We start from the raw sequence: 19515 nt of genomic DNA, 5'->3' as shown, positions 1-19515 counted from the left end.
AAAATGTATCGCATTACGCCTGTCGCTGTCGTGAATTATTCTCTTAAGCCGTTAATCAAAAAGGGGTAATGAAATATTGCGGGGGTGACTATTAAGGGGGGGAAGACAGATGACCTTGATTTGACGCAAAAAAATCAGGGGCTTTGCTGTTAGTTTGCGGCGCGAAGTCTTTTCAGATAACGAGGACAACAATGGACGTCAGCCGCAGACAATTTTTTAAAATCTGCGCGGGCGGTATGGCCGGAACAACAGCCGCAATGCTGGGATTTGCTCCCAAAATGGCGCTGGCTCAGGCACGCAACTATAAGCTGCTGCGCGCGAAAGAGATCCGTAACACCTGCACATACTGCTCCGTGGGTTGTGGGCTTTTAATGTATAGCCTGGGCGATGGCGCGAAGAACGCCAGAGAAGCGATTTACCACATTGAAGGGGATCCGGATCATCCGGTGAGCCGCGGGGCGCTTTGCCCGAAAGGGGCGGGGCTGTTGGACTACGTTCACAGCGAAAACCGCCTGCGCTACCCGGAATACCGCGCGCCGGGTTCTGATAAATGGCAGCGTATCTCCTGGGATGAGGCCTTCTCCCGTATTGCAAAATTAATGAAAGCCGACCGCGACGCCAACTTTATTGAAAAGAACGTGCAGGGCGTGACGGTCAATCGCTGGCTGACCACCGGCATGTTATGCGCCTCGGCGGCAAGTAATGAAACCGGCATGCTGACGCAAAAATTTGTGCGCTCTCTCGGCATGCTGGCGGTAGACAACCAGGCGCGCGTCTGACACGGACCAACGGTAGCAAGTCTTGCTCCAACATTTGGTCGCGGTGCGATGACCAACCACTGGGTTGATATCAAAAACGCGAACGTCGTGGTGGTGATGGGCGGTAACGCCGCTGAAGCCCATCCGGTGGGGTTCCGCTGGGCGATGGAAGCGAAAAACAACAATGATGCGACGCTTATCGTCGTCGATCCGCGCTTTACGCGTACGGCATCGGTGGCCGATATCTATGCGCCAATCCGCTCCGGTACGGACATTACGTTCCTGTCCGGTGTGCTGCTGTACCTGATCGAAAACAACAAAATTAACGCGGAATACGTTAAGCACTACACCAACGCGAACCTGCTGGTGAGGGATGACTTTGCCTTCGATGACGGACTGTTTAGCGGCTATGACGCCGAAAAACGCCAGTACGATAAAACGTCCTGGAACTATCAGTTCGATGAAAACGGCTATGCGATGCGGGATGAAACCCTGACGCATCCGCGCTGCGTGTGGAACCTGCTGAAACAGCATGTTTCCCGCTACACGCCGGACGTCGTGGAAAACATCTGCGGCACGCCGAAAGCGGACTTCCTGAAGGTGTGTGAGGTGCTGGCCTCCACCAGCGCCGCCGACAGAACCACCACGTTCCTGTACGCGCTGGGCTGGACGCAGCACACCGTCGGCGCGCAGAACATCCGCACCATGGCGATGATCCAGTTGCTGCTCGGCAACATGGGCATGGCCGGGGGCGGCGTGAACGCGCTGCGGGGTCACTCCAACATTCAGGGGCTGACCGACCTCGGACTGCTCTCGACCAGCCTGCCGGGCTACCTGACGCTGCCGTCTGAAAAGCAGACGGATCTGCAAAGCTATCTGGCTGAGAACACGCCAAAAGCGACGCTGCCGGACCAGGTGAACTACTGGAGCAACTATCCGAAGTTCTACGTCAGCCTGATGAAATCCTTCTACGGCGATGCGGCGCAGAAAGAGAACGACTGGGGCTTTGAGTGGCTGCCGAAGTGGGATCAGGCTTATGACGTCATCAAGTATTTCAACATGATGGATAAGGGCGACGTCACGGGATATATCTGCCAGGGCTTCAACCCGGTGGCCTCCTTCCCGGACAAGAACAAAGTCGTTCGCAGCCTGAGCAAGCTGAAGTACATGGTCGTTATCGATCCGCTGGTGACCGAAACCTCCACCTTCTGGCAGAACCACGGGGAATCAAACGATGTCGATCCGGCCTCGATTCAGACCGAAGTGTTCCGCCTGCCGTCCACCTGTTTTGCGGAAGAGGATGGCTCCATTGCCAACTCCGGCCGCTGGCTGCAGTGGCACTGGAAAGGTCAGGATGCACCGGGTGAAGCGCGTAACGACGGCGAGATCCTGGCCGGGATTTACCACCGCCTGCGCGAAATGTACCGCACCGAAGGCGGCAAAGGCGCGGAGCCGCTGCTGAAGATGAGCTGGCGCTACAAGCAGCCGGATCGTCCCGAGTCTGAAGAAGTCGCGAAAGAGAACAACGGCGTGGCGCTGGCGGATCTGTATGACGCGAACGGCAATCTGGTGGCGAAGAAAGGTCAGCTGCTGAACAGCTTCGCGCTGCTGCGCGACGACGGCTCCACGGCCTCGTCCTGCTGGATCTACACCGGCAGCTGGACCGAGCAGGGTAACCAGATGGCCAACCGCGATAACGCTGACCCGTCAGGACTGGGCAACACTCTGGGCTGGGCATGGGCGTGGCCGCTGAACCGTCGCGTGCTGTACAACCGCGCGTCGGCGGACATCAACGGCAAGCCGTGGGATCCGAAGCGCATGCTGATCCAGTGGAACGGGGCGAAATGGACGGGGAACGATATCCCGGACTACAGCACCGCCGCACCGGGCAGCAACACCGGGCCGTTTATCATGCAGCCGGAAGGGCTGGGGCGCCTGTTTGCGCTCAACAAGCTGGCGGAAGGGCCGTTCCCGGAGCACTACGAGCCGATGGAAACGCCGCTGGGGACAAACCCGCTGCACCCGAACGTGGTCTCCAGTCCGGTGGTGCGCATCTACGAAGACGACGCGCTGCGTCTGGGCAAAAAGGACAAATTCCCGTACGTAGGGACGACCTACCGCCTGACCGAGCATTTCCATACCTGGACCAAGCACGCGCGGCTTAACGCCATCGCGCAGCCGGAACAGTTTGTGGAGATAAGCGAAACGCTGGCGAAGGCGAAAGGCATTGCCAACGGCGATCGCGTGAAGGTGAGCAGCAAGCGCGGCTTTATTCGCGCGGTGGCGGTGGTCACCCGCCGCCTGCAGTCGCTGAACGTGCACGGCCAGCAGGTGGAAACCGTCGGCATCCCGCTTCACTGGGGCTTTGAAGGGGTGGCGCAGAAAGGCTACATCGCTAACACCCTGACGCCAAACGTCGGCGATTCCAACTCGCAAACGCCGGAGTACAAAGCGTTTCTGGTCAACATAGAGAAAGCGTAAGGAGCGATTAAATGGCGATGGAAACACAAGACATTATTAAACGCTCCGCGACGAACCCGATTACCCCCGCGCCTCGCGCGCGGGACTACAAGGCAGAAGTCGCCAAGCTTATCGACGTCTCCTCCTGCGTGGGCTGTAAAGCCTGCCAGGTGGCCTGCTCGGAGTGGAACGACATCCGCGACGAGGTGGGGCACTGCGTAGGGGTTTACGATAATCCGGCGGATCTGAGCGCCAAATCCTGGACGGTGATGCGTTTTAGCGAAACCGACCAGAACGGCAAGCTGGAGTGGCTGATCCGCAAAGACGGCTGCATGCACTGTGAAGATCCGGGCTGCCTGAAGGCGTGCCCGTCTGCCGGGGCAATTATCCAGTATGCCAACGGGATCGTTGATTTCCAGCAGGACAACTGCATCGGCTGCGGCTACTGCATCGCGGGCTGTCCGTTTAATATTCCGCGCCTCAATAAAGAGGATAACCGGGTATACAAATGTACCCTGTGCGTGGACCGCGTCAGCGTCGGTCAGGAACCTGCCTGCGTGAAGACCTGTCCCACCGGGGCGATCCACTTCGGCACCAAAAAAGAGATGCTGGAGGTGGCGCAGCAGCGCGTCGATAAGCTCAAAGCGCGGGGCTACAACAAAGCGGGCATTTACAACCCGCAGGGCGTGGGCGGTACGCACGTGATGTATGTGCTGCACCATAGCGACCAGCCGGAGCTGTACCACAACCTGCCGAAGGATCCGGCGATCGATACCTCCATCAACCTGTGGAAAGGGGCGCTTAAACCGCTCTCCGCGGCGGGCTTTATCGCCACTTTTGCCGGGCTGATCTATCACTACATCGGTATCGGGCCAAACAAAGAGGTGGATGACGACGAGGAGGAGCATCATGAGTAAGTCGAAAATGATTGTGCGCACCAAATTTGTCGATCGCGCCTGTCACTGGACGGTGGTGATCTGCTTCTTCCTGGTGGCGGTATCGGGAATTTCGTTCTTCTTCCCGACGCTGCAGTGGCTGACCGAAACCTTCGGTACGCCGCAGATGGGGCGCATTCTGCACCCGTTCTTCGGCGTGCTGATTTTTGTGGTGCTGATGTTTATGTTCGTGCGCTTCGTCCATCACAATATTCCGGACAAGCAGGATATCCCTTGGGTGAAAGGGATTGTCGAAGTCCTGAAGGGTAACGAGCACAAAGTCGCGAAGGTCGGGAAATACAACGCCGGGCAGAAGATGATGTTCTGGACCATCATGAGCATGATTTTTGTGCTGCTGGTGACCGGCGTGATGATCTGGCGTCCGTATTTTGCGCATTATTTCCCGATTCAGGTGGTGCGTTACGCGCTGCTGATCCACGCGACGTCGGCCATCATCCTGATTCATGCCATCCTGATCCATATGTATATGGCGTTCTGGGTGAAAGGGTCAATCAAAGGGATGATTGAAGGGAAGGTGAGCCGCCGCTGGGCGCAGAAACACCACCCGCGCTGGTACCGTGATGTGGAGCGACTGGAAGCAAAACAGGAAAGTACGGAAGGGATTAAGTAAGACCTGCGCCGTCGGCTTTGCCCGGCGGCGCTGCGCTTGCACGGGCCTACTCTTCAAATCAGAACCGCTCCTCCACATACCGGAACGGATATTTTGTGGGTTTGATTTTACCGATTTTGCGTTTCGGTAAATCCACTTTCTCAACGTGTATTTCTTTATACGGGATCTGCGAAAGCAGATGCGATATAATGTTCAGTCGCACGCGTTTTTTATCCTCTGAACGCGCCACAAACCACGGCGCCCAAGCAGTGTCGGTGGCTTCAAACATGGCGTCGCGGGCCCGGGTGTACTCGTCCCACAGGTTAAAGGATTTAATATCCATCGGCGACAGCTTCCAGATCTTACGCCCATCGTTAATACGGTCGCGCAGGCGTCGCTCCTGCTCTTTCGGCGTCACCTCCAGCCAGTACTTCAGCAGGATAATCCCGGCATCGACCATCGCTTTTTCCATAACCGGCGCGCCGTCTAAAAATTTCTCCGCCTGTTCCTCCGTGCAGAACCCCATCACCCGCTCAACGCCCGCGCGGTTATACCAGCTGCGATCGAAGATCACGATTTCACCCGCCGAAGGCAGGTGGGGCACATAGCGCTGGAAGTAAAGCTGGCTTTTTTCCTTTTCAGTCGGAGCCGGGAGCGCAACAACGCGAAACACGCGCGGGCTGACGCGCTCGGTGATCGCTTTAATGGTGCCGCCTTTGCCGGCACCGTCGCGTCCTTCAAAAACAATACACACTTTTAACCCTTTGGCGACGACCCATTGCTGGAGCTTAACCAGTTCGACGTGCAGGCGGCGGAGCTCTTTCTCATACTCTTTGGTCTTAAGCGGTGCATTCGTTACGACATCAACAGCGACAGGGGTTTTCTTTTTGCTTCCCATGATTGTCATCCTCAGGTTGTCCGGCGCGGAAAAAGCGAGGCCGCACTATGAAGTGTAATCCACCTGATATTATGCGTATTGTTTTTAGGTAATTAATGTCACGACACTTTTTTCAGATACTGAGGTATGCACGAAGGTGCTAAGCACCTGTTCCTCTATTAGAATGCCGCGGATGCAATAAAATTAGCACTTTTAATTCCTCATGCTATGTGTGGTTAATGTGATAATTTCATTCTTATTTACTTAAAGGAACTAAGAATGAGTTGGAATAAAGAAGCCGCAGTTTCGTATCTCCGTTCACACGCTCTGGGGCGCTCTCACAGTGAATGTGCTAAGTTTACCCGCCTGGCCATTCTGGCTGGCGGTGTTAAGGTAGCGAACACAGATTATGCAAAAGATTATGGGGTTGAATTATTACGCGCAGGATTCAGTGAGCTGCCGCCCGGTTCAACGTTAATTTCTGGCGATGTAGCTGTTATACAGCCCTACCCTGGTGGAAATGGCATAGGTCATATGACTATGTATGACGGTACGCAATGGATTTCTGATTTTATTCAAAAAAGCATGTATCCGGGGCCTGGGTACCGCAAAATGCAACCATCATTTAAAATTTACAGGATGCACTGATGAAAAGAATATTTTTATCATTCGTTTTGTTGCTGGTGGGATGCAGTTCGGCTACCAATCAACATCATAGCGCGCAAGACGCTACCGAATCATTTTATAAATCCTATCTTTCCGTATTCGGCAGCGATGAAACCAGGCCTTATCCTGCCGACGAACTACGTAAATATGTTTCTGCTGATACGATTGCTCGCATTAATACCATTCAGGAAATCTCTGAACAAGAGTTAATAGAATCTGACTATTTTACGTATACCCAAGATTATTCTCGTGAATGGATACCTGCGTTACGAGTGGAAAACGCCAGGTCATTTTTAAACGGTGAAGTAGTCCAGGTCATTGAAGGGGCGGGTAACGGGAGAAGCATCCATCTTGAGGTATTTCTTCGTCGTCAAGATGATGCATGGAAAATCTACCGCGTTCGTGACATAACGAACAATCATGAGCATCCTATTTTCAATGCTGGTGCTATTACACGCGCTAAAGCAGCGGCAGCGAGCGCACTGTAAAACCAGACCTTGAACCCTTTCCAGCCCTGACACCTGCCGGGGCTTTTTGTTTGCCACTCCCACCGCGTAGCAGTTGGAGAAAACTCCTGAATCAATGGATTAACCTGTCAGCCAGCTGATTTGAACTGGCTCACCATACAAGATTATTCAATAATGCCCGTTGCGAGTGATTAACCCGTGGTTGAGGTATGAAAAAGACAATATTTTCGTTGGCGCTTGGCACATTTGGCCTGGGCATGGCCGAATTTGGCATTATGGGCGTGTTAACCGAGCTGGCGCATGACACCGGTATTTCGATTCCCTCCGCCGGGAATATGATCTCGTTTTACGCCTTCGGCGTGGTGATTGGCGCCCCGATTGTGGCGCTCTTCTCAGGCAAGTTCTCGTTAAAAACCACGCTGCTGTTTCTGGTTGCCCTGTGCGCGGTCGGGAACGCTCTGTTTACGTTTTCTAATTCATATTTCTGGCTGGCGGCCGGGCGCCTGATTTCCGGTTTTCCGCACGGCGCGATTTTCGGCGTCGGGGCGATTATTCTGTCTAAAATTGCGCCGCCGGGGAAGGTGACGGTCGCGGTGGCCGGGATGATCGCCGGGATGACCCTGGCTAACCTGGTGGGCGTCCCGCTCGGCACCTGGCTGGGACACCAGTTCAGCTGGCGTTATACCTTTTTCCTGATCGCTCTGTTCGATGCGCTGGTGATCCTCTCGGTGCTGATCTGGGTGCCGGACATCCATGACAAATCAGAAATTAAACTGACCGAGCAGTTCCAGTTCCTGAAGAAACCGGAGCCCTGGCTGATTTTTGCCGCCACGATGTTTGGTAATGCTGGCGTGTTCGCGTGGTTCAGCTTCGTTAAACCGTTTATGGTCAACGTTTCTGGCTTCTCCGAAGGCACGATGACCATCATCATGATGCTGATGGGCCTTGGCATGGTGTTGGGCAATCTGTTGAGCGGCAAACTCTCGGGACGCTTTAGCCCGCTGCGCATTGCGGCCACCACCGACATGGTGATTGTTGCCTCGCTGCTGCTGCTTTTCGCCTGCGGTGAACTGAAAACGGCCTCGCTAATTACGGGCTTTATCTGCTGTGCCGGGCTGTTCGCGCTCTCTGCGCCGCTGCAGATCCTCCTTCTGCAAAATGCGAAGGGCGGCGAGATGCTGGGGGCGGCCGGAGGGCAGATGGCGTTTAATCTCGGCAGTGCTATTGGGGCGTACTTTGGCGGGATGATGATTACCCTCGGCTTTAGCTGGCGCTACGTCACGCTACCTGCGGCGATACTCTCGTTCTCGGCCATGAGCGCGCTGTTGGTATACGGCTACCTGCGGGCCAGGCAGGCTCAGGCTAACGCTCGCGCGCTAGCCTGATTGAAGTCAGGCAAGCCAGGGCTCGCCCAGGGTCAGCATCAGGCGGTTGGCCCAGGCGAAGAACGCGGCGGACTGCACCAGGTCAAGCTGGGCTAAGGTGTCCAGCCCCTCTTTTTCCAGCGAGGCAAGGTGCAGCGGCGTGGCGGCTGGTGGGGTAACCGACAGCGCTGCCGCAAAATTAATCTCCGCCTGCCAGCGCGCAGATTGCCCCTCGCTCAGGGATTGTCCTGGACGCACGGCCAGCAGGGCCTCTACCGCCGCGTCATCCTTTGACAGCTGGCTGGCTTTCCGCGCATGGACAGATGCGCAGTAGATGCAGCCGTTAATTTTACTGGCGACCGTTGCGGCCAGCTCGCGCTCGGCGCGCGGCAATCCTCCCGGCGTATAAAAAATCCCTTTATCCGTTAGCGTGCGCTGTTCAAGCACCGGCAGGTTGCGCCCCAGCAGTCGGAAATAGTCGGAATCGGTGTGGCCAAACTTCGCCAGTATAGCAACCTCGTCATCACGAAAATCCGCCAGCGGTTTGGCGGCGATCCACGGCTCCCAGCCCAGTTCCTGCTGGGTGAAGGCGACGGGAGCCGCCTTTCCGGTGGCCGTGGTGGCGGTCGTGTGCCAGACGCCTGCCGCCACCGGCGCATCGCTTGTGGCGACAGGCCTGTCGTTCAGCAGCCGCAGCCCGGCAATCAGTCGGCTCTGGAAGCTGACAAAGGCGATAAGCTGCGCCAGGGTCACGATGCCTTCCTTGCTCCATCCCGCCTGGGTCAGCGCCCTTAACGATGTCGGCGTGGCTTCGACGGGGGAGAAGGTCAGCAGGCGCGCGAAATTGAGCGCCGGGGTCAGACGGTCTGAGGTCGGGTCTGCCAGGCCAAACCCCGCATAGTGCGCGGCCAGCGCCTCCGCGTTATGCCACCTCGCGACTTTTGCCGCGACGGCGAAGCGTTCGTCCAGCGCAAAATCGCTATCCTGCTGAGTGAATAAGATTTCGTAGCTGCCCTGTGCGTGGCGCGTGGCGGCGTCCCGCGTGGCGCGCGCCTCTGCCAGAGGGGAACCGGGTTTAATTTCCGCCAGCTCGGCGAGAATGTCGTGACTTAATGACATAGGTATCTCCTCAATGGATATGGGGGGCAATATGTTCGGCGATCAGTTCGATGGAGCGCAGCGTGTCGCGATGGGTGGGCTCGACCGAATGGACCTGGAATGAGATGTCAGTGGCGCGCCTGAGAACGGAATCGGCCTGCAGCGAACGCAGCACCGTCTCAGGCGAACCGATATGGGCATCGAACTGGCGACGAAAATCTGTGACAGTGTCACCTTTAACCACGTGTCCGGCAGCGCGATGCTGCTGGGCCTGTTTCGTGAGACCCGGCGTTGCAACCTTCAGCGCATAGTCATCGCTGTCGGCGACGAATGCCGTACGAGAAGCCAGAATGCGCGGTGCGGTACCGGCGGGCAGTGCCTCAAGGTAGGCATCCACAATTGGGTTCTGGATCGCGTCGAGCGTTAAATCCAACTGCTCTGCCGGGCGCGGCTGCGTGCGGGAGAGCATTAAACCGTGTCCGGCTTGCGCGGCGCGAACGGCACCGTCGACGGAAAAGGTGGCAATCCAGATCCGGTCAGCGAGCTGTGGCGCTGGCGGGTAAAGGTGGTTATCCGGATGGGTGAGCGAATCCCCGCGCCAGGCGCTCTGGATCACATGTAGATGGTCGGCAAAAGCCGCGCCGCGCTGTTCAAACGTCAGTCCGAACGGCAGGAAAGAGGTCGGTGTGCCGCCCGAACCAAAACCGACTTCGAGACGTCCATCAGCGAGTAAATCCAGCACGGCGGCATCTTCCGCCACACGCAGCGGGTTTTCCATCGGCAGGGTAATGATGGCCGTGCCCAGCCGAATGGTTTCGGTATGCGCCGCAACGTGGGCCAGAAACAACAGCGGCGATGGCAGGCCGCCTTCATTCTCATGGAAGTGGTGCTGCGCAATCCAGGCGCTGTCAAAATCGTGGCGTTCAGCGTGGCGGATCTGTTCTGTAGCCAGTCGATAGCGCTCTTTTGGCGTGACATCGTCAAGCAGGCGGGTGAAAAATCCCAGGCGTTTTCGCGTCATGCGAACTCCTCCGTAGCGGGTGAAAAATGGGGAATGGCGGCAATCAGCTCGCGGGTATAGTCGTTCTGTGGCGAGGTGAATAAGGTTTCGACGTCACCGTGTTCGACCACCTGACCGCTGCGCAGCACCGTGACGCTGTGGGCGATCCGGCGAACGGTGGAGAGATCGTGCGTGATGAACAGATAGGTTAATCCCAGCTGTTGCTGCAGCTGCTGAAGCAGAGCCAGAATTTGCGCCTGTACGGTGACGTCCAGTGCGGAGGTGGCTTCGTCCAGCACCAGAATAGTCGGCTCCAGGATCAGCGCACGGGCGATGGCCACGCGCTGTCGCTGCCCGCCTGAAAGCTCTCTGGCCGTACGGGTCAGGAGTTCGACGGGCAGGGCAACCCGCTGCGCCACGGTCTCCACCCGGGTCTTTCGCTCCGCCTTAGCGAGGCGAGAAAAGTTCTTCAGGGGCTCTTCGATGATGTCAAACAGCGTCTGACGCGGATCGAGAGAGGCGAACGGGTTCTGGTAGACAAACTGGATCTTCTGGCGCAGCTGACGGCGGGCCTCGCGGCTGAGCGCGGTGGCATCAATGTCATCAATAATGACCTGTCCGTTATCCGCCTGTTCAAACCCCAGCAAAATACGGGCGAGGGTGGTCTTCCCGGAGCCGGATTCACCAACCAGCGCATGGGTGCTGCCGCGTCTGACGTCAAACGTCACCCGATCCAGCGCCTGAAGCTGATGACCTTTACCCAGCGAGAACCGTTTGCTGATGGCGCGGGCGCGAATGGCCGGTGACGAGAGCGGAAGACCAGATACCGGGGCGATGGTCAGGCGCTGGCCCTGGAGGTCGCTCAGTAGCTGACGGGTGTAGGCGTGCTGCGGCGTGCGGACAATGTCGGCGGTGTCGCCGTGCTCCTGAACCTCACCGTTGCGAAACACTAGCAGCCTGTCCGCGCGCTGAGCGGCCAGGGCCAGATCGTGGGTGACAAACAGAACCGCAGTACCCGATTCCCGGCGCAGGATATCCAGCAGATCGAGAATGCGTTTTTGCACCGTAACGTCCAGCGCGCTGGTGGGCTCATCGGCAACGATCACGTCCGGGCGCAGGGCAATGGCGATGGCAATCAGCACGCGCTGTTTCATCCCGCCGGAGAGCTGATGCGGATACTGCGTCATGCGCTGTTCGGGGTGGCTCAGGCCGACCTTTCTCAGCAGGGCGAGCACCTGCTCGTCACGCTGGAGAGCCGTTACCTTTTGGTGCAGCTGAATAATTTCCCCGACCTGCACGCCGATCGTCTTCACCGGATTGAGTGAATTACCCGGATCCTGCGGAACCAGGCTGATTCGCGCCCCGCGAAGGGTATCGAGACGCTTCGCTGACCACTGGCTAATCTCCTCGCCGTTGAGCACGATTTTTCCCGCATCGCGCCGGGCGTTATCCGCCAGCAGACCGATGATTGCCTGTGCCGTGGTCGTTTTGCCGGATCCGGATTCGCCGACAAAGGCCAGCATTTCCCCTCGCCTGAGGGTAAAGCTGACGTTATGTACCACCTCGCGCCACTGGCGCGCGGTACGGTAGCTGATGGTCAGGTTTTCTACCGAGAGTACGGTCATTTCAGGCCTCCGCTGAACTGCTGGCTGATACGGTTGGTGGCAAGCACCACGGCGATGACGACCACGCCGGGGAAGGTGGTTAGCCACCATGCGGTAGAGAGATAGTTACGGCCTTCGGCGATCAATAAACCCCATTCCGGTACGGGCGGCGGGGTACCGTAGCCGAGAAAGCTCAGCGTGGAGAGGGCCAGAATGGCCTGACCAAACTGCAGCGTGGCAAAGGCGAGGACGGCGGTTAAGGCATTGGGCAGGATGTGTCGCCACAGCACCGCCAGGAACGTCCCGCCACTGCCGAACGCTGCCTCGACATAATCCGTATGGCGGATGCGCACCACTTCACCGCGCGCGAGGCGGGCGAAGCTGGCAATGGAGGCCACGCCGACGGCAATCGCGGCATTAACGGTGCCAAACCCGAGCAGAATAATGACCGTCAGCGAGAGCAGCAGAGACGGAATGGACAACAGCACGTCGACAAAACGCATCAGGAAAGACTCGACGCGTCCGGCGAACGCCCCGGCTATCACCCCCAGGCCGGTGCCTGCCACCAGCCCCATCGTGACGGCAGCGAGCGCCGCGCTCAGGGAGTGGGACGCACCATACACAATACGGGTATAAACATCGCGGCCAAGCTGATCGGTGCCGAGCCAGTGGCCCGCCTGCGGCGCCAGACGTTGCGCTCCGGCGATGCCCTCAATCGGGCTGTAGTGGGTTAACAGGCCGGGCGCCACGGCGGCAAAAAGCGCAATAATAATGACCGCCCATGCCAGCCACAGTCCCGGCTGCCACGCGACGCTCTGCCAGCCGGGAACACGTTTTCGCGCAGCGGCAGCGTAATCGACCAGGCTCATGATGCACCTCCGGTAACGGTTTGCAGACGGGGATCCAGCAGCGGCATCAGCAGATCCACCAGCAGATTGATCAGGACAAAACCGAGGGCGGATATCATGACCACCGCCTGAAGCACGGCGATGTCCTGGTTGTTCACCGCCTGCTGGGTCAGCTGCCCGAGCCCGCTGCGGCCAAAAACGGTTTCCGTGATCAGCGCCCCGGCAATCAGCTCGCCCAGCAGCAACCCGGCAATGTTCAGGACCGGTAGCAGGGCGTTGCCGGTGACGTGACGCCACAGCACGGCGGTTTCACTCAGCCCTTTAGCCCTGGCCACGGCGACAAACGGCTGCGTCGCCACCTGGTCGAGGCTGCGCATCAGGATTTGTGCCAGCGGGGCGGAGATCGGGATCGCGACGGTCACGATCGGCAGGATCAGCCCCTGCAGCGGCGTCGGGTTAATCACCGGGATCAGCCGCAGCTGGAAAGAAAAGAGCTGGATGAGGGCAATCCCCAGCCAGAACGTCGGTAAAGAGATAAACAGGACCGGCAGAGACTGGAGGGTATTACTTAGCCAGCGCAGACCCGGCAGGCGCGACGCAAATGCCAGCGCAAACGCCAGCAGGACCGCGAGTAAAAAGGCGGGCAGGGCGAGGCTCAGGGTATCCGGCAGATTGCTGGCAATCAGCTCGCTGACCGGCACCCCGGCCTGTAACGAGTAGCCAAAATCCCCGCGCAGCATCGCCAGCAGCGTGTGGCCGTATTGCTGCCACAGCGGGCTGTCCGCGCCATAGGCCACGCGCATCTCCTCGATTTGCGCCGGGCTTAAGCCCAGGTCCGGGTTCTGAAATTTAATCAGCACCGCGTCGCCCGGCAGCACCTGGAGCAACACGAACGAGAGGGTAAAGGCGGCCCACAAGACCAGCAGCCCGTGCCCAAAACGTTGAAGAAGTGCGTGGCGCATCGTCAGCTCCTCAGTGTTTCTCTATCCACGCGCCGTAGAACGACGGGCGGCCGACCGCTTCAAAACTGACGCCTTTCAGCCACGGCGCACCGGCAAAGACCTGCGGCTCTTCGAAAATCGGAATGACGTAGGCGTTATCCAGCAGGTAACGCTGGGCATCGCCGGTCAGCTGCAGGCGTTTTTGTGGATCAACCTCTGAGGAGATATTCACCAGCAGCGCATTCAGCTTGTCGTCACGGAAGCTTTTGACCTTGTCGCTGGAGCCGCCTTTTTGCAGCAGGGCGTCGCGGTTAGCGGGGTAGAACATGCTCTTCACCACGTCCGGATCGGCGCGGCCCACTTCGGAGACGGTTAACGGGGTTTTCAGCGGATCAAGGTTATCCAGCGTGCGGCTGCCTGCGTCGCCTGCTTTCACGCTCAGCGCCACGCCCACCTGACGCCACTGCTGGGCAACCAGTTGCAGCACCTCTTTATTTTGTGGCTGCGGCAGGGATTCATATACCGTCAGCGCCAGCCGCTGTCCATCCTTGGTGCGGATCCCGTCGCTGCCTGCTTTCCAGCCTGCCTCGTCCAGCAGCTGGTTGGCTTTTGCCGGGTCAAAGGACAATTTGTCGCTGAGATCGACAAAGCCAGCGGCGGAATCGGCAATCACCGACTTCGCCTGCGGATAGTTAGCCGAGAAGAGGGTCTCAACCACCTGTTTTGCATTGGTGGCATGCAGCAGCGCCTGGCGCACGCGAATATCGGAGACCAGCGGGTTATCCGGACGGAAGCTAATGCTGTCATTCACCCCGCGCGTCGGGGCGGCGTAGATTTTATAGCCCTGATCGGTCGCCTGCTTTTCGTCATATGCCTGCACCTGGCGAATAAAGTCGGCCTGACCGGCCAGCAGGGCGCCGACGCGCACGCTGTCTTCCTGAGTCACGATAAACTTGATGCCATCAAGATTGGCTGGCCCCTGTTGCGCCAGATTTTTGGGCCCCCACTGGTAGTCCTTACGTGCTTCCAGCGTCACTTCGCGACCCAGCTTCTCGTCCTTCACCACAAACGGGCCTGAGCCAATGATATGCCGGGCGTCACCCAGCTCTTCAAAATTGCGCTTGAGCGTGCTGAGCGAGACCAGGCCCGACCCGATGGTGGCGGTGCCCTGCAGGAATCCCGGTGACGGTTTTTTGAAGTAGAACTTCACGGTCAGCGGGTCGACCACTTCGCTGCGATCGTAGTTATTGATCACTTCTGACACCGGCAGGCGCCGCGCCTTGTTGCCCAAACCGTAGGTATCAAAGTTTTTCGCCACGGCGTTAGCATCCAGCGGCGTGCCGTCGGAGAAGGTAATACCGGGACGCAGTTTAAAGGTGTATTCAGTTTTATCGGCGTTGGTGGTCCAGCTTTCGGCCACCCACGGTTCGACCTGCAGCGTCTTTGGGTTCTGCCACGTCAGTTTGTCGGTGATCTGGTTCAAAATGCCGCCGTTCGGGTAGAAGCCGCCGGCAGGCGGATAGAGGTTGGTGTGCGCCTGTTGCTCCAGATAAATCAGCGTGCCGCCTTTAACAGGCGCATCCGCGGACCAGGCGGCGGTGGTCGTCAGAATCAGCGCCGTCAGCAGCGGCAGACGAAATGGGGTTTGCATGGTGAATTCCTTTGTTATCTTCTTGTTAGCGTCGGATTCATCATCGGGCGCAGGGGAAAACAAGGGAACAAAGGAATTAAGATAAGGATTGCCGGAAAATGGCTATAAAAAAACCGCCCCTGTCAGGAGCGGTAATCGAACGGTAGGTGATTATGAACGCAGGTCAATCACCATACGGCCACGGATCTGGCCCTGTTCCATCTCTTTGAAGATGGCGTTGATGTCCTCGATCGGGCGCATCGTGACTTTCGGCACAACTTTACCTTCAGCGGCAAACTGGAACGCTTCCTGCAGATCCTGACGGGTGCCAACCAGCGAACCCACCACCTGAATGCCGTCCAGCACCAGGCGAGGAATGTCGAGGCTCATCGCTTCCGGCGGCAGACCAACGGCGACCACGCGGCCACCGGCACGCACGGCATCCACCGCCGAGTTGAAGGCGGCTTTTGCGACGGCAGTGACGACTGCGGCATGCGCGCCGCCGGTTTTTTCCTGCACAATTTTAGCAGCATCTTCGCTGCGGGAGTTGATGGTGAGATCCGCACCCATGCTGGCCGCCAGCTTCAGCTGTTCGTCGTTAACGTCAAGGGCGATGACTTTGGCGTTAAAGACGTTTTTGGCGTACTGCAGCGCGAGGTTACCCAACCCGCCGAGACCGTAAATCGCAATCCACTGGCCCGGTTTAATACCCGATACCTTCACTGCTTTGTAGGTGGTGACACCCGCGCAGGTAATGCTGCTGGCTGCAGCCGAATCCAGACCGTCCGGCACTTTTACCGCGTAATCCGCGGTGACGATGCACTCTTCCGCCATGCCGCCGTCAACGGAGTAACCGGCGTTTTTCACGTCACGGCACAGGGTTTCGTTGCCGGAATTACAGTATTCGCAGTGCCCGCAGCCTTCAAAGAACCAGGCCACGCTTGCGCGGTCGCCGACTTTCAGCGACTTCACGCCAGGGCCGACTTCTTTCACGATACCAATCCCTTCATGGCCCAGGATGACCCCGGTTTTATCGCCGAAATCACCGTTCTTCACGTGGAGGTCGGTATGGCATACGCCACAGCACTCCATCTTCAGCAGGGCTTCCCCATGCTTTAGCGGGCGTAAGGTTTTTTCGGTAACGTTGACCTGGTGATCCTGAGTGACAACAGCAGCCTTCATGTGTATCTCCTTGTTCATGATAAGAATCTGCATAGCAGGTGTAGTACCTCTTAAGGATTAATACATTAGCCTGGTAATGCAAGGCTGCAGCAACATAATGTCATCATTTGATTCGATTTCAGATTAAGAATACGGCGTTCCTCTAATAATTAAGGGGGAAAATTCTGGCCCGGCGAGGCGCTCGCCGGGCGCAGACTTACAGTTGGGCTTCTATCTCCTCTATCTCTTTACGCCATTGCGCCTGCAGCTGCGGCTTTTGATGCTTCGGCTTACGCGCCAGATCGTCTTCCAGCAGCGTCTCCAGCGCGATCAGGCGTTCAAGCAGATCGTCATAAGGCGAGGGGCGATCCGTCGGCGCCGCGATGTCAGGCGCAGTGGATGTGATCAGTCCCGCGTGTTCACGCAGCCGCTCAAACACCGCTTCTGCATCGTGCCACTCGCTCAGTTTTCCCTCTTCAATCAGCCAGAAACGGTTGCAGCTTTGGCTAATTAACTGACGGTCATGGCTGACCAGCAGGACGCCGCCTTCGAACTGCTGAAGGGTGTGCGCCAGCGCCTCTTTGCCTTCCATGTCCAGGTGGTTGGTAGGCTCATCCAGCATCAGCAGGCTATAGCGGGCAAGCGTCAGGCCAACGAACAGCAGACGCGAGCGTTCGCCTCCGCTGAGCGTGCTGACCGTTTGTCCGTGACGCGCCCACGGGAAACCGGCGCTTATCAGGGCCATTTTGCGGTTCTGCGGATCCGGAGCGAAAGGCTCCAGCGCGTCGAGCAGCGTGGCGTTGTCTGGCAGCTGATTCAGCGTCTGGTCGTAATAGCCCGTCGACACGCGCGGGTGCAGCTTCAGCCCGTCGTGGGTCAGTTCATCGGTAAACTGTCGCCAGATAAGCTTCATCAGCGACGATTTACCGCAGCCGTTACGACCGACAATCGCCACGCGATCGCCGCTTTTTAACCGCGCAACGTCGATGCTGAACAACGCAGGCAGGCCCGGAGCAGGGGGCACGTCAAGGTTTTCCATCTCCAGTAAACGGTCGGCCCGCAGCGCGTCGCCGCGAAGGGTTAGCGTCCACGGGCTACCTGCCGTGAGTTCCGTCTGGCTCTCCCTGAGCCGTTCGACCTGTTTTTCCATCTGTTTGGCTTTTCGGGCCAGGTCTTCGTTGTCGTAAACCTTGCCCCAGGTCGCCAGCCGCTTCGCGCTGGCGGTCACGCGGTCGATCTCCTTTTGCTCCGCCTTGTGGCGCTGCGCATCGCTCTCATCTTTTGCTTCAAGCGCCTTGCGTGCTGCCGTACAGGGAAGGGCAAAGTAGTGCAGCGTTTTATCGCGCAGGATCCAGCTGCCGTTGGTGACGGCATCCAGTAGCTGTCTGTCATGCGAGACCAGCACAAAGCTGCCCGACCAGTTCTGTAGGAAGTGTTCCAGCCAGAGCATGGTCGGAAGGTCCAGGTGGTTGCTGGGTTCATCCAGCAGGAGCAGGTCCGGCTCGTGAATCAGCGCCCTCGCCAGCAGCAGGCGGGTGTGCTGTCCGCCGCTCAGCGTGGCGGATTGCAGCGCCATATCCTGCGGCGTGAAGCCCATGCTTGCCAGCAGCGTTTCGGCTTTCCAGCGCAGGCTTTCCCGTTCAGTTGAGGGCAACTGGGCCAGGACGGCATCCAGCATGGTCAGCGGAAAAATAGCGTCCGGGAGATGTTGCTCCACGCGCGCCATCAGGCAGTGCCCGGCCAGCGAGACCGTTCCGGCGGCGGGGGAGTCAGTGCCATCCAGCACCTTCAGCAGCGTACTTTTACCGCAGCCGTTGTCGCCCAGCAGGCCAACGCGGTCGCCTTTTTTCAGCGTAAAGGAGAGTGAGTCGAAGAGCGTGCCAAACGCCGTATCAACGCGTAAAGATTGTGCAGTGAGTAAAGTGCTCATTGTTGCTTACCCAAGAGTTACAGGCATGTTTATGCCTCGTCAAACATCGCTGACGATAACTCAGTAAGCCCGAGAGAAGGGATTTCAGGGGTTGGTGTCTTCGCTCAAGCAGAAGTTATCGCAGCACGATACCGATAACGCTTGAGCTGGTGCGATCACCAAATGTATGTGAAACATTGAAAATTTCACGATACAGCATAATTGGCCTCCTTATATATTCAGTGGGTTAATGTGTGTCGAAAGTATAATCGAATGTCACTCGATTGCACGTTAAGATTTTTGTCATTATGCCGATACCCTTCATTATGAAACCAAAAGGAGGTTGAGGGTATGGCCTATTATTACGCCTATCACAGCGCATCTAATTCCAGCAATTTTGATTACATCAAGGGCTATGGTGTTAGTGCTGGTAGTGAGAAAAAGCTGAGTAATGTAAAAACAGGTGACTTTGTCTTTGTCATCCAAAATGTTAATAAATCAGTGGGATACCAGCTTTGTGGACTTTACCGTATTGAAGGGATCGATTTCGATGAGGGAAACGTTTACCCCCATCGTGTGCAGTTGAGCGATTTGTCTAAGCTGGATGATTTTATTACGCTTGATCGCCACGAACTAAGCAAAGTTCTGCCCCCAGCGGGCAAAGAATCCCGTTGGGATCGCTTCATGAATCACTTCGCTCAAACAGGAAGAACATTCCAGAAGCCTCTGGACGCGACGGTTATTGCCATCCTCAAGGAACAACTTAACCAACAGCGAGTGGACTGCGAAGATATTCCAGGACGCGATGAAAACGACTTTTACGACAAAGTCAGCAAGGCGTTAAAACTACAATCTGAGCAAAGACGAAAGCGGCTGCAAAATGCTTCTGTGCATCCGGCGAAAAAACAGGTTTCCGTCTGGCGTTACGATCGTAATCCTGATGTGGTGGCCGAAGTACTCCTCAGAGCTCAAAATAATTGTGAATGTTGTGATGCCCCGGCGCCATTTCAGCGAACGAAGGATGGGAGATATTATTTAGAAGTTCATCACATTATTCCGCTATCAGAAAATGGGGAAGACAACGTAGACAATGCTATTGCCCTTTGCCCTAACTGTCATCGGCAGGAGCATTACGGTGAACCGCGGATAGATAAAAGCTGGCAACCTGGCAAAAAATAAGTGGGCCA

The 19515-nt window shown here is 57.3% G+C and carries 16 protein-coding genes; 7 read left to right on the top strand and 9 right to left on the bottom strand.

The window, feature by feature from the left end:
- Positions 1–191 precede the first annotated feature (191 nt).
- Genes fdnG through fdnI form a run of 3 tightly spaced genes read left to right on the top strand, consistent with a single transcriptional unit; the run spans position 192 to position 4784 of the window.
- The gene (fdnG, locus tag ACMWJS_RS05175) at positions 192–3239 is read left to right on the top strand and encodes a formate dehydrogenase-N subunit alpha (RefSeq protein ID WP_414746746.1); all 3048 of its coding nucleotides are present in this window, start codon (positions 192–194) and stop codon (positions 3237–3239) included.
- 11 nt (positions 3240–3250) lie between these two features.
- Positions 3251–4135: a formate dehydrogenase subunit beta gene (gene fdxH, locus ACMWJS_RS05170; RefSeq protein WP_045908794.1), complete on the top strand. Its 885-nt coding sequence runs from the start codon at positions 3251–3253 to the stop codon at positions 4133–4135.
- The gene (gene fdnI / locus ACMWJS_RS05165; protein WP_048223347.1) at positions 4128–4784 is read left to right on the top strand and encodes a formate dehydrogenase-N subunit gamma; all 657 of its coding nucleotides are present in this window, start codon (positions 4128–4130) and stop codon (positions 4782–4784) included. The genes fdxH and fdnI overlap by 8 nt, the downstream gene beginning before the upstream one ends.
- A gap of 58 nt (positions 4785–4842) precedes the next feature.
- Here fdnI and ppk2 read toward each other — a convergent pair whose 3' ends face one another.
- Positions 4843–5661, bottom strand: coding sequence for a polyphosphate kinase 2 (gene ppk2 / locus ACMWJS_RS05160; RefSeq protein WP_045908792.1), 819 nt, complete (start codon positions 5659–5661; stop codon positions 4843–4845).
- A 258-nt stretch (positions 5662–5919) separates the two neighbouring features.
- Between ppk2 and ACMWJS_RS05155 the strand changes: the two genes are divergently transcribed.
- From ACMWJS_RS05155 to araJ, 3 genes are all read left to right on the top strand, one after another.
- Positions 5920–6288 (top strand): hypothetical protein, encoded by a 369-nt coding sequence (locus ACMWJS_RS05155; RefSeq protein ID WP_229225925.1) that lies wholly within the window; start codon positions 5920–5922, stop codon positions 6286–6288.
- A complete protein-coding gene (locus ACMWJS_RS05150; protein ID WP_414746745.1) occupies positions 6288–6794 on the top strand; it encodes a YbjP/YqhG family protein in 507 nt (168 codons plus the stop codon). The genes ACMWJS_RS05155 and ACMWJS_RS05150 overlap by 1 nt, the downstream gene beginning before the upstream one ends.
- A gap of 188 nt (positions 6795–6982) precedes the next feature.
- Entirely contained in the window at positions 6983–8158 is a 1176-nt protein-coding gene (araJ, locus tag ACMWJS_RS05145) for an MFS transporter AraJ (RefSeq protein WP_414746744.1), read from the top strand.
- Positions 8159–8164: 6 nt separating this feature from the next.
- On the opposite strand, the gene ACMWJS_RS05140 is transcribed toward araJ, so the two are convergent.
- The 8 genes from ACMWJS_RS05140 to ACMWJS_RS05105 all read right to left on the bottom strand — a co-directional run bounded on the left by ACMWJS_RS05140 (position 8165) and on the right by ACMWJS_RS05105 (position 18349).
- Positions 8165–9256, bottom strand: a complete 1092-nt coding sequence (locus tag ACMWJS_RS05140; RefSeq protein WP_262796283.1) for an alkylhydroperoxidase domain protein — start codon at positions 9254–9256, stop codon at positions 8165–8167.
- Between the two features lie 10 nt (positions 9257–9266).
- Entirely contained in the window at positions 9267–10256 is a 990-nt protein-coding gene (locus tag ACMWJS_RS05135; RefSeq protein ID WP_414746743.1) for a putative FMN-dependent luciferase-like monooxygenase, read from the bottom strand.
- Positions 10253–11860 (bottom strand): dipeptide ABC transporter ATP-binding protein, encoded by a 1608-nt coding sequence (locus ACMWJS_RS05130; RefSeq protein ID WP_414746742.1) that lies wholly within the window; start codon positions 11858–11860, stop codon positions 10253–10255. The genes ACMWJS_RS05135 and ACMWJS_RS05130 overlap by 4 nt, the downstream gene beginning before the upstream one ends.
- Positions 11857–12708 carry an ABC transporter permease gene (locus tag ACMWJS_RS05125; RefSeq protein ID WP_414746741.1) on the bottom strand — a complete coding sequence of 284 codons (852 nt, stop codon included), beginning with the start codon at positions 12706–12708 and terminating at the stop codon, positions 11857–11859. Before ACMWJS_RS05125 ends, ACMWJS_RS05130 begins: the two co-directional genes overlap by 4 nt.
- On the bottom strand, positions 12705–13649 hold the full coding sequence (locus ACMWJS_RS05120; protein ID WP_023327539.1) for an ABC transporter permease: 945 nt from the start codon (positions 13647–13649) through the stop codon (positions 12705–12707). Before ACMWJS_RS05120 ends, ACMWJS_RS05125 begins: the two co-directional genes overlap by 4 nt.
- A 10-nt stretch (positions 13650–13659) precedes the next feature.
- Positions 13660–15279 carry a TIGR04028 family ABC transporter substrate-binding protein gene (locus ACMWJS_RS05115; RefSeq protein ID WP_414746740.1) on the bottom strand — a complete coding sequence of 540 codons (1620 nt, stop codon included), beginning with the start codon at positions 15277–15279 and terminating at the stop codon, positions 13660–13662.
- A 150-nt stretch (positions 15280–15429) separates the two neighbouring features.
- Complete coding sequence (gene adhP, locus ACMWJS_RS05110) at positions 15430–16440, bottom strand: alcohol dehydrogenase AdhP (RefSeq protein WP_008501719.1); 1011 nt, start codon at positions 16438–16440, stop codon at positions 15430–15432.
- A gap of 196 nt (positions 16441–16636) precedes the next feature.
- On the bottom strand, positions 16637–18349 hold the full coding sequence (locus ACMWJS_RS05105; RefSeq protein WP_414746739.1) for an ABC-F family ATP-binding cassette domain-containing protein: 1713 nt from the start codon (positions 18347–18349) through the stop codon (positions 16637–16639).
- A gap of 330 nt (positions 18350–18679) precedes the next feature.
- On the opposite strand from ACMWJS_RS05105, the gene ACMWJS_RS05100 reads away from it, so the two are divergent.
- Complete coding sequence (locus tag ACMWJS_RS05100) at positions 18680–19507, top strand: HNH endonuclease (protein WP_414746738.1); 828 nt, start codon at positions 18680–18682, stop codon at positions 19505–19507.
- The last annotated feature ends 8 nt before the right edge of the window (positions 19508–19515 follow it).

Source organism: Enterobacter sp. HK-058-C-ECC (assembly GCF_047531125.1).
GTDB lineage: Bacteria > Pseudomonadota > Gammaproteobacteria > Enterobacterales > Enterobacteriaceae > Enterobacter > Enterobacter quasiroggenkampii.
This window is presented reverse-complemented; position numbering and strand designations above follow the sequence as displayed.

Excerpts from the sequence above, each read along its gene's own strand:
- fdxH (WP_045908794.1), top strand. The coding sequence starts at position 3,251 with ATGGCGATGGAAACACAAGACATTATTAAACGCTCCGCGACGAACCCG.
- fdnI (WP_048223347.1), top strand. The coding sequence starts at position 4,128 with ATGAGTAAGTCGAAAATGATTGTGCGCACCAAATTTGTCGATCGCGCC.
- ppk2 (WP_045908792.1), bottom strand. The coding sequence starts at position 5,661 with ATGGGAAGCAAAAAGAAAACCCCTGTCGCTGTTGATGTCGTAACGAAT.
- ACMWJS_RS05155 (WP_229225925.1), top strand. The coding sequence starts at position 5,920 with ATGAGTTGGAATAAAGAAGCCGCAGTTTCGTATCTCCGTTCACACGCT.
- ACMWJS_RS05150 (WP_414746745.1), top strand. The coding sequence starts at position 6,288 with ATGAAAAGAATATTTTTATCATTCGTTTTGTTGCTGGTGGGATGCAGT.
- araJ (WP_414746744.1), top strand. The coding sequence starts at position 6,983 with ATGAAAAAGACAATATTTTCGTTGGCGCTTGGCACATTTGGCCTGGGC.
- ACMWJS_RS05140 (WP_262796283.1), bottom strand. The coding sequence starts at position 9,256 with ATGTCATTAAGTCACGACATTCTCGCCGAGCTGGCGGAAATTAAACCC.
- ACMWJS_RS05135 (WP_414746743.1), bottom strand. The coding sequence starts at position 10,256 with ATGACGCGAAAACGCCTGGGATTTTTCACCCGCCTGCTTGACGATGTC.
- ACMWJS_RS05130 (WP_414746742.1), bottom strand. The coding sequence starts at position 11,860 with ATGACCGTACTCTCGGTAGAAAACCTGACCATCAGCTACCGTACCGCG.
- ACMWJS_RS05125 (WP_414746741.1), bottom strand. The coding sequence starts at position 12,708 with ATGAGCCTGGTCGATTACGCTGCCGCTGCGCGAAAACGTGTTCCCGGC.
- ACMWJS_RS05120 (WP_023327539.1), bottom strand. The coding sequence starts at position 13,649 with ATGCGCCACGCACTTCTTCAACGTTTTGGGCACGGGCTGCTGGTCTTG.
- ACMWJS_RS05115 (WP_414746740.1), bottom strand. The coding sequence starts at position 15,279 with ATGCAAACCCCATTTCGTCTGCCGCTGCTGACGGCGCTGATTCTGACG.
- adhP (WP_008501719.1), bottom strand. The coding sequence starts at position 16,440 with ATGAAGGCTGCTGTTGTCACTCAGGATCACCAGGTCAACGTTACCGAA.
- ACMWJS_RS05105 (WP_414746739.1), bottom strand. The coding sequence starts at position 18,349 with ATGAGCACTTTACTCACTGCACAATCTTTACGCGTTGATACGGCGTTT.
- ACMWJS_RS05100 (WP_414746738.1), top strand. The coding sequence starts at position 18,680 with ATGGCCTATTATTACGCCTATCACAGCGCATCTAATTCCAGCAATTTT.